This is a genomic window from Paenibacillus bouchesdurhonensis (genome assembly GCF_900155685.1).
Taxonomy (GTDB): domain Bacteria; phylum Bacillota; class Bacilli; order Paenibacillales; family Paenibacillaceae; genus Fontibacillus; species Fontibacillus bouchesdurhonensis.
Genome location: NZ_LT732548.1, coordinates 3807284 through 3820061 on the forward strand (window position 1 = coordinate 3807284; position 12778 = coordinate 3820061).

Annotated in this window: 12 protein-coding genes and 1 other annotated feature (1 of these 13 only partly in view); of the genes, 3 read left to right on the plus strand and 9 right to left on the minus strand. The window is 47.4% G+C overall.

What is annotated here, in order from left to right; translation table 11 throughout:
* Nucleotides 1-152, plus strand: a binding site (T-box leader); it begins 121 nt to the left of the window's first position.
* A 94-nt stretch (nucleotides 153-246) separates the two neighbouring features.
* Complete coding sequence (locus tag CZ379_RS21270) at nucleotides 247-1950, plus strand: 2-isopropylmalate synthase (RefSeq protein ID WP_110933449.1); 1704 nt, start codon at nucleotides 247-249, stop codon at nucleotides 1948-1950.
* 114 nt (nucleotides 1951-2064) lie between these two features.
* Here CZ379_RS21270 and CZ379_RS21275 read toward each other — a convergent pair whose 3' ends face one another.
* Nucleotides 2065-5511 carry a DEAD/DEAH box helicase gene (locus tag CZ379_RS21275; RefSeq protein WP_110933450.1) on the minus strand — a complete coding sequence of 1149 codons (3447 nt, stop codon included), beginning with the start codon at nucleotides 5509-5511 and terminating at the stop codon, nucleotides 2065-2067.
* A gap of 227 nt (nucleotides 5512-5738) precedes the next feature.
* Between CZ379_RS21275 and CZ379_RS26365 the strand changes: the two genes are divergently transcribed.
* The gene (locus CZ379_RS26365; RefSeq protein WP_199925719.1) at nucleotides 5739-5903 is read left to right on the plus strand and encodes a hypothetical protein; all 165 of its coding nucleotides are present in this window, start codon (nucleotides 5739-5741) and stop codon (nucleotides 5901-5903) included.
* Between the two features lie 127 nt (nucleotides 5904-6030).
* On the opposite strand, the gene CZ379_RS21280 is transcribed toward CZ379_RS26365, so the two are convergent.
* The gene (locus CZ379_RS21280; protein WP_110933451.1) at nucleotides 6031-6663 is read right to left on the minus strand and encodes a DedA family protein; all 633 of its coding nucleotides are present in this window, start codon (nucleotides 6661-6663) and stop codon (nucleotides 6031-6033) included.
* Nucleotides 6664-6872: 209 nt separating this feature from the next.
* Here CZ379_RS21280 and CZ379_RS26790 point away from each other — a divergent pair, with 209 nt between their 5' ends.
* Complete coding sequence (locus CZ379_RS26790) at nucleotides 6873-7352, plus strand: hypothetical protein (protein ID WP_110933452.1); 480 nt, start codon at nucleotides 6873-6875, stop codon at nucleotides 7350-7352.
* Between the two features lie 82 nt (nucleotides 7353-7434).
* Here CZ379_RS26790 and CZ379_RS21290 read toward each other — a convergent pair whose 3' ends face one another.
* The 7 genes from CZ379_RS21290 to nrdR form a co-directional block, all read right to left on the minus strand.
* On the minus strand, nucleotides 7435-7971 hold the full coding sequence (locus tag CZ379_RS21290; RefSeq protein ID WP_110933453.1) for a PadR family transcriptional regulator: 537 nt from the start codon (nucleotides 7969-7971) through the stop codon (nucleotides 7435-7437).
* Nucleotides 7972-8189: 218 nt separating this feature from the next.
* Nucleotides 8190-8948, minus strand: a complete 759-nt coding sequence (gene pstB, locus CZ379_RS21295; RefSeq protein ID WP_110933454.1) for a phosphate ABC transporter ATP-binding protein PstB — start codon at nucleotides 8946-8948, stop codon at nucleotides 8190-8192.
* 12 nt (nucleotides 8949-8960) lie between these two features.
* The gene (pstA, locus tag CZ379_RS21300) at nucleotides 8961-9848 is read right to left on the minus strand and encodes a phosphate ABC transporter permease PstA (protein ID WP_110933455.1); all 888 of its coding nucleotides are present in this window, start codon (nucleotides 9846-9848) and stop codon (nucleotides 8961-8963) included.
* Nucleotides 9845-10747 (minus strand): phosphate ABC transporter permease subunit PstC, encoded by a 903-nt coding sequence (pstC, locus tag CZ379_RS21305; RefSeq protein WP_110933456.1) that lies wholly within the window; start codon nucleotides 10745-10747, stop codon nucleotides 9845-9847. The genes pstA and pstC overlap by 4 nt, the downstream gene beginning before the upstream one ends.
* A 75-nt stretch (nucleotides 10748-10822) precedes the next feature.
* Complete coding sequence (locus CZ379_RS21310; protein ID WP_110933457.1) at nucleotides 10823-11761, minus strand: phosphate ABC transporter substrate-binding protein; 939 nt, start codon at nucleotides 11759-11761, stop codon at nucleotides 10823-10825.
* Between the two features lie 177 nt (nucleotides 11762-11938).
* Nucleotides 11939-12133 (minus strand): hypothetical protein, encoded by a 195-nt coding sequence (locus CZ379_RS21315; protein WP_110933458.1) that lies wholly within the window; start codon nucleotides 12131-12133, stop codon nucleotides 11939-11941.
* Between the two features lie 38 nt (nucleotides 12134-12171).
* Nucleotides 12172-12648 carry a transcriptional regulator NrdR gene (gene nrdR, locus CZ379_RS21320; protein ID WP_110933459.1) on the minus strand — a complete coding sequence of 159 codons (477 nt, stop codon included), beginning with the start codon at nucleotides 12646-12648 and terminating at the stop codon, nucleotides 12172-12174.
* Nucleotides 12649-12778: the final 130 nt, after the last annotated feature.

Genomic DNA, 12778 nt, shown 5'->3' on the forward strand with positions numbered 1-12778 from the left:
GAGTAGGTGGAGCCGGAGCCTAACCGTTACAGTAGGAGGATATAAGGCCGTGTCTCGTTCGAGTGCGCAGCCCGTATCCGGTAGAGTGCATACCGTTAAGGTATGAATCAGAGTGGTACCGCGTAAGCTGTCAACAGCCTTTCGTCTCTAATTGTTTTTGGAGATGGAAGGCTTTTTTTATACTCCAAATACAAATAAGCTGTAAATTTATGAAAATTCTAATTCGATGGAAAGGTGGTCATTCACATGAAAAATTACGAAAAGTACACAAGAGGTTATTTTATGCCTCCGCAAACTAGTCTGAAATGGACGCAGAAAGAGTACATCACCGAAGCCCCTACTTGGTGCAGTGTCGATCTTCGCGATGGGAACCAAGCGCTGGTCGTCCCGATGAATTTGGAGGAGAAGCTGGAATTTTTCCAAGTACTCGTCAAGCTGGGCTTTAAGGAAATCGAGGTTGGATTCCCGGCTGCTTCCGAGACAGAATATACTTTCCTGCGTACCCTCATCGAACAAAATCTTATTCCCGATGACGTGACGATCCAAGTGCTTACCCAGTCTAGGGAGCATATTATTCAAAAGACGTTTGAGTCGCTTAAAGGAGCGAAGCAGGCGGTAGTCCATCTCTACAACTCTACCTCCGTCGCTCAGCGCGAACAGGTATTCCGGAAGTCCAAGCAAGAAATTATCGATATCGCGGTAACCGGAGCCGGGCTTCTGAAAAAATACGCAGCGGAAACCGAGGGCAACTTCAAATTCCAATACTCGCCGGAAAGCTTCACGGGCACCGAGATTGATTTCGCGCTTGAAATTTGTAATGCTGTGCTCGATGTATGGCAGCCAACCGCAGATAATAAGGTCATTATTAACCTGCCGGCTACAGTCTCCATGTCGATGTCGCACGTCTACGCCAGCCAAATCGAATATATGAGCGATCATATGAAATACCGGGACAATGTCATCCTGTCCCTGCATCCTCATAATGACCGGGGAACCGGAATTGCCGATACGGAGCTCGCCCTGCTTGCCGGCGGCCAGCGCGTCGAAGGCACGCTGTTCGGCAACGGGGAGCGCACGGGGAATGTCGACATTGTTACCCTAGCCTTGAACATGTACTCCCACGGGGTCGACCCGAAGCTGAATTTCGAGAACATCCTGGAAATCATCGAAGTTTATGAGCGCATGACCAAAATGAAAGTGAACGAAAGACAGCCTTATGCAGGCAAGCTTGTATTCGCCGCTTTCTCCGGCTCCCATCAGGACGCGATTGCCAAAGGCATGAAATGGCGCGAAGAACATGACTGCGAGCATTGGACGGTTCCTTATCTGCCGATCGACCCGAAGGATATCGGGCGCGAATACGAAGGCGACGTTATCCGCATCAACAGCCAATCCGGCAAAGGCGGCATCGGCTACCTGCTCGAGCAACATTACGGCCTCGATCTCCCGCCAAAAATGCGCGAGGATTTCGGCTACCGGGTAAAGAATGTTTCCGACCGCCTGCATAAAGAACTGGTAGCGAACGAAATTTACGATATTTTCAAAGATGTCTATGTCAATATCAAGTCTCCTGTGGAGTTTCTGAAATACCACTTCAACCATCACGATGATTACGAGACGACGATTACTGTGAAGGAAAACGAAGAAGTTCAGGAGCTCAACGGCGTCGGAAACGGACGGCTTGACGCGATTAGCAACGCCCTGCAATCGAAGCTTGACATCAGCTACAGCAACCTGATTTACAAAGAGCATGCACTAGAAGTAGGCTCCGGCTCCCAAGCGGTCTCCTACGTCGGCATTACGGCGCCAGATGGCAAACTTCATTGGGGCTGCGGCATCGATGTGGATATCATGACCTCTTCGGTCAAAGCGTTGTTCAGTGCAGTGAACAATATGATTCGAGTGCAAAGCGAGCAGGCGGACGTACAAGAAGCGGTCGTCAAAAAATAAAACAGCTCGACTTCGCGGACTTGCCCGAGTGTATACGTTTTTACAACAACAACCATGTCCCTTGCCGGGACATGGTTGTTTTGTTTTGCTATAGACCTGCATATAACACGCTGCCTAAATCATCAGAATTTCGCGGATCTCCTCTTCCGTCAATGAGGACAGCGCCTCCTGCCCCGGCTGTATAACTTCATCGATCAAATTTTTCTTCTTCTGCTGAAGCTCGTACATTTTGTCTTCGACGGTTCCTTGCGTCACTAAACGAATGACGTGGACTACGTTCTTCTGCCCCATTCGGTGCGCGCGGTCTGCAGCTTGTTCTTCTACGGCAGGATTCCACCACAGATCATACAATATAACTGTATCGGCTCCGGTAAGGTTGAGCCCTGTTCCGCCCGCCTTGAGCGAAATCAGGAACACATCCTTCTCTCCGTTGTTGAAGCGATCGCAGAGCTCCACCCGCTCCGCAGCCGGAGTCTTGCCATCCAGATAATAGAAAGGAATGCCCTCGTACCCCAGCTCCCGACCGATAATCCCCAGCATTTCCGTGAACTGCGAAAAGATCAGCATACGTTTCCCCGCACTTTGGCACTCCTCTACAATTTCAAGCAGCTGCTCGAATTTAGCTGAGCTCCCGTTATAGTCATCCACGAAAAGTGCCGGATGGCAGCATAGCTGGCGCAGTCTTGTAAGACCCGCTAATATTTTTATGCGATTCCGCTTAAATTCATCCTGATCCAGATGCTTCAGCGTCTCTTGTTGCAGTTTGGCCAAATAAGCCAGATACAGCTTCTTCTGTTCGGGAAGCAGCTCGGAAGCTTGCAGTGTCTCGATTTTCTCCGGCAGTTCCTTGAGTACATCGGTTTTCAATCGGCGAAGCAAAAAGGGACGTATCCTTTTGGCAATCGTCTCTCGCGACAATTCATTAAACTCCTTTTTACCCGAGAACAGCTCCGGAAATACCGCCTCAAAAATCGACCACAACTCCTCCAGGGAGTTCTCAATCGGAGTACCTGTTAGCGCGAACCGATATTTTGCGTAAATGGCCTTTACCGCCTGCGCAGTTTGGGTCGTGTGATTTTTGAAGGCTTGCGCTTCATCCAGGATGAGCGTATGAAATGACCGTCCCTCGTACAAGTCGATATCCCGCCTCAATAGCGGATAAGATGTAATGATGACATCGATGTCCGATGGATTTCTCATCGTTCGTCCCCGCTCGGTACGGCTGCCGTCGACAATAACGGCTTTAATGTCAGGAGCGAATTTTTTCAGTTCATTCCTCCAGTTATACACAAGCGAAGCTGGTGCGACAATCAGCGCCGGCAGATCCTGTTGCCGAATTTCCGGAAGCACAGATACGATAAAAGCGATGCTTTGCAGCGTTTTGCCAAGTCCCATATCATCAGCCAAAATTCCGCCGAATCGATAATGAGCGAGCGTCTTCATCCATTGGTAACCATATTTCTGATAATCTCGCAGCACGCTGTCAAGCTGCTCCGGGATAGGAAAATCCAAATGATCCGGGCTACGCATATTATCCAGCAGACGACGTAATGATTTGCCTAGCTTGACGTTATTCGCCACACCGGAATAGTTCATGAAGTGCATTCCGCGCACGGCAGGCAATCTGGCCTCCGCCCCCTTCAAATCAGCTTTGCGGACACCCATTTCATTCATTAATGTAATAATTTCCTGGAATTCGCTGCTCTCCAACGGCATTAATGCCCCATTTGGCATTCGGTAATACTTTCGCTTCTCCTCAAGCGAGCTGAGCACGTTCTTGATTTCCGCTTCCGGGATCCCCTGCATCTCGAACTTAAATTCCAGCCAATCGGTTCGCTCATCTACATCGATGCGGATTTGTGGCGGAGCATGCTCCGTATACAATCTCACTTTGACCGCAGAGGTTGCATAGACGTCAAGAAGCTTCTCCAGCTCCGGAAGGACTCGATATAGAAATTCATATTCGTCGTCCTCGTCATCCAGAAAAAAACCGCTCTCCGTTTGCGCGAACAGGCCTCCCTCCATCAGGCTAATAATTTGGCCTTCTTTATCTCCATCACGCATAAGTATGCGGCTCTCGCCGCGCCTTTCATCGTGGGAGGCTAACGGGTTAAAAACGATGTCTCCATACTGGTACTCAAGCCCTGCCAGGAGCCGATCCCTTACGCGATCCAAATATAGCCTGGCGATCAATGGGGCATGGACGATTTGCTCCGAAATCGATGGGCTCATTCGAACGGTTCCTAATTTCTTGAGACCGGGGACTACCTTTTCTAAGAAAGGCTCCATCTGCTCAGCCGAAATGTAAATCTCGTCGTTTTGCGAGAAATACAGCATATGCTTTAACTCCGATAATCGGCTGCACTGCTGAGTCGGCAGCGGAATCAGCTTTTGACCGGACAGCACAAGCCCGTATGCCTCCAAGACGATAAGCTCATCAAGCCCATCGATTCGAAGCTGGTATCCCTCAGGCTCATGCTCATCAAATTCAAAATGAAGCGGAATCGGCTCTGCGGAAATTTCAAAGACGTGAGTCCGTTGATGCTCCCGCATAATTTGTACCGCGGAGTTTCCTGCCAACAAGGGCTGAAGCGCATCCCACGCAAAGGGCGGAACCAGCAGCATCCGGTCATCATTAATCAGCTTGTCATATGCCGAATATGCCGTAAGCTTCGAACTCGTTTCCTGATACATGCGTTCGTTACGATATATATGGAGCAGTTGCCTAATGACGATGTCGTCTTCAGGACGGAAATAATGAAGTTCCGGAACATAAGTAAAATGCTTGGTGAACTCGTAAGGCTCCCCTCGCTCAACACAATCCAGGAATTCGCGAATTTTTTGCACGATATATAATCGCTTTGTTCCCACCTTAAGCTCCACACCAAATAAATGTTTTTGAGCTCGGTAAGGATGCAGCTTGCAAATAATTTCTACCTGCAGCGGCGTTTTCGTATCCGCAAGATGCTTCGTAATGCTAAACCGCCCTTGCTGTTTATTATCAAAAATTTTTAGAATCCCTTTCGTGACCCCTGCATCACGCGCAGCCATCGTATCACGTCTAAATCCCTGCATTCCGTATAAACCACCTGATGAGCCGGCCTTCCTCTTGGATTTTGCTGCGATGTTGTCCATATTCATTGAAGCACCCGAACTATCTAGCGTGCTCATGTTATTTCTAGCATGCATCGTGTTTCTTGCCCGCAACACCCCCGTCTCGTCCAAGCTCGGGGTCGAGCTATGGGTTCGGACAGGCGAATCCCCGCCGTGCTTTAAATCGTGAATATGAATTAATACAGCAGCAATATGCTTGCAGTAGTTATCGTAACTCCTGTATGCGGAACAACTGCAGTTCGCCTCCACATCCCCATCGCTATCGATTTTTACATGAACACTGTAATTCTTGGTGCCCCGAACCATTGCTGCATACTCCAAAGCTTCTGGATCGGAATCAGGATCATTCAACTGCACTCGTCCATTATGATAATAGGCATCCCCCTGCGTATAGCTAATCTCGCCGCACAGCAATTTGATGACCCTCGTCGTCAACTGAAAGCTCATTCCTCTGTCCCTTCCCTCGAAAATAAAAAGTCATTCCCAAAAATTCCGAACAATCACAAATATCTAGCTAATATGATAACAGAGTAAGAAGGCTTTAATCAAAATAAAAGACTGGATCAGCCTTTGGAGTTAGTCGTCATAAGAGCAGGGAAACATGTGCAATGCCCATGCCTTGAAGGAAAACAACTGCATACTATGAATGAACAAGATTTAAAGCAGGTGATAATTTGGCGAGAAATAAAAAGTCGCAGCGACAAGATATTGAATTAGCAGATCTTACTGCCGATGATTTGGCACTCATCGCCTCTGGGCTGAACGTGTTAAGCAATCTATTCACCATTTGGTCACTGCTGAAGGTTCGGGAAGAAGCTGAAAATTTACCAAACGATTAAAAAGGCGCTGGAGTAAAAATTACCCCGCGCCTTTAGCTTGCCCAAATAAAAAACAACCCCGCTCAGGGGAATGGCTTACCCTGCCCCTTGTAAGCTCACTTCTCCCCCATCTATGATGTCCAGTGTATTATCCAAGTTCTTTCTCCCGCTTCGTTTCCTTCAAGCGCAGCCTCCGCCATTTCCAGATAAACCAGAAAACCAGCAGCGCTCCGATTCCTGTACATATGTATTTCAAGTAATTTTCCACTAGCGCAAATATATGTTGCCACTGCTCGCCGAACACATAGCCGATGCTAACAAACACAAACACCCAAATCGCAGCCCCCGTATAAGCATAAATCGCGAATGTACGGAAGGGGACGCGAATAATTCCTACGAAATAACCAAAAAATTGCCGGACTCCCGGTACAAAAAAACTAATCAACAGCATATTATTTCCGTATTTATCATAGGTGCGTCTCGTTTTCTCAATTTGGGAGGGCTTAATAAATATCCATTTCCCATACCGTTCCACAAGCGGTGCCCCTACCTTATACCCGATGAAATACGTAACTGTCACCCCGATAGCCGATCCTGCAAAAGCTACCGCCATCGCCGGAATCCAGTCAAGTACGCCTTTATAGGCTAAATAACCGGTAAACGTAAGCGTCGTCTGCCCAGGAGGCAGCGGCAGGGCTATAAAATCTATAGGAAGTCCAATTAGCAATACCAAGTATCCGTACTGTTTGAACATCAGCTCAATCCACTCTAACACATTCATTAGAAATCTCCTTATTTCGACCAATACCTCGCATGAAAGCGATTGTTACTTACGAAAATCATGCTAACTAAGATGTATGTTACCAAAACGATTGTCAGAGAGACAATCCTTTAAATGGGATTCGAGCAAAATATCAGACACCACTTTCTAGGCTATAGCATAGGATGTCATCATCGAATCACACTGCATAATTAGTGGAGGTTAAATGTATGACAACATCAAACGAAAGAAATCAGCAGGTAGTCTATCAAGCCAATCCGAATGCCGTCCAAACGATGAAAAATATGAAGGAACAGCTGCATAAGGTCGGCAAACAATACGCGAATCGTCCAGTACGCGTTCAAACGGTAGACGGAGTCACTTACGAAGGCGTGTTATCACATACGGACGCCAGCTTGCTATTCCTTGTCATCCCCGGTCAGCAGACCGGCCCAGATCCGCAATACGGACACCATGATCACTACGGACATCATGGACACTACGGACATTACGGCTACCCAGGACATCATGAGCACTATGGCCATTATGGACATCATGGCGGCTACCCGGGCTCTCCCATGCCCACCCCCTATGGCTCGCACGGAGGCGGCTATGCTGGGTATAACCGCGGGCTGTACGGATCCTATTACTACAACAATGTCATTCTCCCATTAGTGCTGTTTGAACTGCTCGTCATTAGCTTGCTCTAACCGCAAAATAAAACGATACACTTGCACCAAAAAGAACCGGACAGAGATAAGGCGGCCTGTCCGGTTCTTGTCCGGTTCTCGGTCATGACGATAGCTCCGTTGCTTCTAGTCTGTCCAACAATTCATGAATAATAGACATCTCCTTCTCCAGCACCCCTTGCGTGTATAAATACAGCTCTGGAGAATACATCAGATATTTATTATCTCCCATAGATGTTGACAACTGCTCTAAACGCTTCATCTTCTCTAATACATATTGCTCCCGGTAGTCTAACATTTCCCGTTTCGTCTCCGTACTCAGCAAGTCAAAGTAGGCCAGCCGAATCGACCATTCATCCTCCGAGGTGATCGTATCCATCGTAAAAGTGGACAGGCTTTCATAGAACAGCTCATGTCCGGCTTTCGTAATCGAATAGACATAACGATTGGGCTTTCCTTCTTGAAACTCCATTTCTTTACTTACAATACCACGCGCCTCAAATTGTTTCAATTTAGGGTACAGCGCATTGTTATTAATAATCTTCCTATTTCCCATCACAAAGATAATGCTCTTCTTAATTTCGTAGCCGTGCTTTGGCCCTTGCATCAATTGGGATAGTATCAAAATTTCAATATCCATGTTATCCTCCAAATCACACAATCACTGGACTCTCTGCTAAAATTACTCCTCTAATTATTGTACTCCAACCATAGGCGATGCGCCAAATTCGATACGATACGAGTCATCAATCACTGATAAAGGAAAGCATAAGCTGAATCAATTATAATCATTAGTTCCAAAAAAACAGTAGAGGCAGGCGGGGATATTCAATCCCGCCTGCCTTTACGTATATGTGCTTATCCGAATCGTCCGGAAATATAATCATCCGTGCGTTTTTCTTTTGGATTCGTAAATATTTTATCCGTGTCATCAAACTCGACAACCTCTCCCATTAGGAAGAATGCCGTCTTCTCAGATATGCGCGCCGCTTGATGCATGTTATGGGTTACGATAATAATGCAGTACTCTTTCTTCAAATCGGCGATCAGTTCCTCGATTTTGGAGGTAGATACAGGATCAAGCGCGGAAGCGGGTTCATCCATCAGAATAATACTGGGACTTACTGCGATCGACCTGGCGATGCAGAGACGCTGCTGTTGGCCCCCTGACAGTGATAAGGCTGAGCGATGCAGCCTGTCCTTCGTCTCGTTCCACAAAGCAGCCTTCGTTAAAGATTCCTCGACGATTTGATCCAGCTTCTTCTTATCCTTGATTCCATGATAGCGAGGGCCAAAGGCTATATTTTCATAAATCGATTTGTGAAAAGGGTTCGGTCTTTGCCAGACCATGCCGATCTTTTGGCGAAGCAGAACTACGTCGGTCTTGGGATCGTTAATATTCTCGTTACCGATCCATATTTCACCGGTAATTTTTGCACCGCTGATGAGATCGTTCATCCGATTCAGACTGCGAAGAAAGGTCGATTTCCCGCAGCCGGACGGACCGATCAGCGCCGTTACCTGCTTGGATTCAAAATCAAGTGATACATCCTTAACCGCCTGCTTCTCACCATAGTACACACTCAAATCTTTAACGGAAAGTTCGATATTGCTCATAGAGGCTCCTCCCTATTTCGTTGCTGTAAATTTCTTATGCATGACACGCCCCAGCCAGCGGGCCAATAGATTAAACGCCAGCACGGTGAGTATAAGTACGGCTGAAGCCCCTGCAGCAATTTCCGGAGCATCAGGAGCCAATCCTTCCGAATTGATCTTCCAGATATGAACGGCCAGCGTCTCGGCAGGACGGAACGGATTCAACGGCGACATCGGACTGAAAGGATTCCAATCGGTGAAGTCGAGTCTCGGGCTGCTCATTCCCGCCGTGAACAACAGGGCAGCCGCCTCCCCAAACACGCGGCCCGCAGCGAGAATCGTCCCTGTCAAAATAATCGGCATAGCGATCGGCAGCATAATTGAGCGGATCGTTTTCCACTTTGACAGGCCAAGGGCAAGACTCGCTTCCTTCTGAGCAACAGGCACGCTGTTCATCCCTTGTTCAGTAATCCGCACCATCAGCGGCAAGTTAAACACGGTCAACGCTAGTGCACCCGAGAATAGCGAGAAGCCGAATCCAAATATGTTGACGATAACAAGCAATCCGAACAAACCGACAACGATCGAAGGGAAGGAAGACAACACTTCCACAATCAGGCGGATAAAGTCCGTTACTTTGCCTGGCTTGGCGTATTCGCTCATGTAAATACCTGCACCAAGTCCTAAAGGAATCGTAATTAGCAAGGTTAAGACGAGCAGAAACAAGGAATTAAATAGCTGAGGCCCAATTCCGCCGCCCTCTTTAATCGTCTCCGGTGGAGAAGTCAGGAAATCAAAGCTAATATGCCCCAGCCCCCGCACAAGGATAAACCCAAGCAGTCCGGCTAGAATGAGCACGATGAATCCGGCCAAGGTTATAATTACGGCCGTAGCAATTTTATCAGCTGTTTTTGCACTCATCGATTAGCCCTCCTTTCCAGCCATCTTACAACAAAGACAAATACGAAGGTCATCATCATCAGAATGAGAGCCAACGTCCACAGAACATTGTTCTGTACAGAGCCCATAACGGTATTGCCCATGCTTAACGTAATTACACTTGTCAGCGTAGATGTGGATTCAAATAGCGAGCCAGGGATATGCGGAGCATTCCCGATAACCATCTGAACGGCCAGAGCTTCCCCGAAGGCACGCGCCATACCGAGTACGACACCCGTCATCAAAGCAGGCAGCGTCGTAGGCAGCACGGTGCGATACAGCGTCTGCCATCTCGTTGCCCCAAGCGCATAAGAACCTTCCTTCAAACCTGAAGGCAATGCCGCAAGCGCATCAGTAGCAATAGATGTAATCGTCGGCAGGATCATAATGGACAGAACAGTCGCACCCGCGGCGATCCCCAGCCCCTGTCCAGGAAAAACGTCCCGATAGAACGGCACGATAACGCTTAGGCCAACAAATCCGTAAACAACGGAAGGTATTCCCGCCAACAGCTCGATGACAGGCTGCAAGTATTTTCTGCCGATCTTCGGCATAATTTCGATCATGAACAAAGCCGCACAAATGCCTAATGGAGCAGAGATGAGTGCAGCGAGCAGAGACGTACTGAATGATCCGATGATAAATGGCAGTGCGCCAAAGATCGGAGGTTCTCCATCAGGCTTCCACTGCGTGCTTCCAAAAATTTCAGCTAAGCTGATGCCGTCTTTAAAGAATGAGCTTAATCCCTTGGTGGCCACGAAATAAACCATCGAGAAAATAGTCACTACCAGAAAGACGATGCAAAGTGACGTAAATATCTTACCGGTCCATTCTTCGATTATATGTTGTTTTGGCTTTTGTCCTCTGCCGGTATGAGCCATAAGACCTCTCCCTTTACACAGCACAGAAAGAGGCAGAAGAATCCGCCTCTTGTCTTGCCGATATGATGAAAGTTATTATTTATTCGTCATGTTGCCGTCTACATCACGTAAAACTTGCATTGTGGAAGCTGGAATATATCCTAGCTCAACGACATCATTATTTTGTACGTCATCGGATGCCATGTAGTCAAGGAAAGCTTTAACAACTTCATTCGGCTCACCTTTCGTGTACATGTGTTGATATGCCCATATTGGGTAGCTACCGTTGGCAACATTGTCTACAGTCGCTTCGACGCCATCATATTTCAGAACTTTGATGGAATCGTCCAGGTATGAAAGAGCTAGATAGCCGATCGCTCCTGGTGTTTCTTTAACAAGCTTCTTAACTGTGCCAGAAGAGTCCTCTTGAATGGAGCCCGGAAGGTCTTCTGTTTTTGTGTCCAAAGCGTATTTTTCAAACGTCGCACGCGTACCCGAGCTGGATGGTCTGTTGACGATTTGAATTTTTTGATCCTGTCCGCCAACTTCGCTCCAGTTAGTGATTTTACCTGTGAAGATGCCAACCAACTGATCCTTCGTCAGGTTGTCGACAGTAATTTCAGGATTAATAACGGCAGCCATTGCGACAACGGCTACTTGGTGGTCAACCAACTCTCCAGATTGAGCTGCATCCAGCTTCTCTTCGGCAAATACGTCAGAGTTACCGATGTCGGCTTGTCCGCCAGAAACTTGAGTCAAGCCTGTACCGCTACCCCCGCCTTGAACTTGGATAGAAACCTTTGGATTCTGATCCATGAATTTCTTGGATGCCTGATCCACTAGAGGTTGAAGTGCAGAAGAGCCAACAGCCAGAATGGAACCGGATAGTTCAGATGGTGTCTCATTTGCCGGGCTTTCATTGGCAGTGCCTGGAGCTTCCGCAGCAGGACTATTGGACTTCGAGTTGTTTTGACCGCAGGCGGCCAAAGTGAAAGTTAATACTAAAGTCAAAACTAACATCAAACTCTTTTTCATTGTTAAGGTTTCCCCCTTATTTGTTTATACAACTTGATTATAGAAACCAAATATCAAACCCGTGTATGAGTTTTGTAAACTCTGTGTAAAAAATAATAAATACCCGCCTCTTTCACTTAACGTGAATTAAACGGGTATTTATTATTCCAGTCTCGATTAAAATTATCGTTTATTGAGCTAGCTTACATTAGAGATGTATCGCAGATACTTCCTGACCGCCCACATTCCCGCAGCAGCCCCCAAGAAGCCAAACGCGCTGACGATCACAATCAAATTATACGATTGCCAGTGAAGCAGGAAGCCGATCCCACTGCCAAACGTCGTACCTGCGAGAAAACCGAGCGCCATTCCGGCCTGGCTGTTCCATTTCATGAACACAACCCTCCAAGCATCTCCAAATTTTGCGCTAACTACAAGGGATCCGATGGGCTAGTGCTTTTCGATAGAAGCCCCTTCAATTCCTTCATGAACATATTGATATCCTTGAACTGACGATATACCGAAGCAAACCTGACATAGGCTACTTCATCGATCGGATACAACTGCTCCATAATAAGCTCCCCAATTTCCCGGCTTTCTACTTCAGCATTTGCCGTATGGCGAAGCGATCTTTCCGCTGCCGAGACAATGGATTCCAATTGATCAACGGATACCGGGCGTTTCTCGCAGGCTCGGATCAATCCGCGCAGCAGCTTCTCACGGTTGAACTCCTCGCGGCTGCCGTCCTTTTTAATAACGATCAGCGGCATTTCTTCCACCATTTCAAAGGTCGTGAATCGGCGGCTGCATTTCTCGCACTCCCGCCTGCGACGGATCGAGCGGTTCTCGTTAGCTGGTCTTGAGTCAAGCACCTTTGTCCCGGAATAATCACAATATGGGCATTTCAAAGTGCTCTTACCCCCTTTTTATTAAGAAATTTGATGAAGCTATCTCATCGACTATCAGAATAGTTCCGCACTACCAATAAATAACTAAAAAAAACGTAATGAAGATGACAAGTTCGGTACATAATACTTT

Bases quoted from the DNA above. Each gene is read 5' to 3' on its own strand.
- CZ379_RS21270 (WP_110933449.1), top strand. From the start codon at position 247: ATGAAAAATTACGAAAAGTACACAAGAGGTTATTTTATGCCTCCGCAA.
- CZ379_RS21275 (WP_110933450.1), bottom strand. From the start codon at position 5,511: ATGAGCTTTCAGTTGACGACGAGGGTCATCAAATTGCTGTGCGGCGAG.
- CZ379_RS21280 (WP_110933451.1), bottom strand. From the start codon at position 6,663: ATGAATGTGTTAGAGTGGATTGAGCTGATGTTCAAACAGTACGGATAC.
- CZ379_RS26790 (WP_110933452.1), top strand. From the start codon at position 6,873: ATGACAACATCAAACGAAAGAAATCAGCAGGTAGTCTATCAAGCCAAT.
- CZ379_RS21290 (WP_110933453.1), bottom strand. From the start codon at position 7,971: ATGGATATTGAAATTTTGATACTATCCCAATTGATGCAAGGGCCAAAG.
- pstB (WP_110933454.1), bottom strand. From the start codon at position 8,948: ATGAGCAATATCGAACTTTCCGTTAAAGATTTGAGTGTGTACTATGGT.
- pstA (WP_110933455.1), bottom strand. From the start codon at position 9,848: ATGAGTGCAAAAACAGCTGATAAAATTGCTACGGCCGTAATTATAACC.
- pstC (WP_110933456.1), bottom strand. From the start codon at position 10,747: ATGGCTCATACCGGCAGAGGACAAAAGCCAAAACAACATATAATCGAA.
- CZ379_RS21310 (WP_110933457.1), bottom strand. From the start codon at position 11,761: ATGAAAAAGAGTTTGATGTTAGTTTTGACTTTAGTATTAACTTTCACT.
- CZ379_RS21315 (WP_110933458.1), bottom strand. From the start codon at position 12,133: ATGAAATGGAACAGCCAGGCCGGAATGGCGCTCGGTTTTCTCGCAGGT.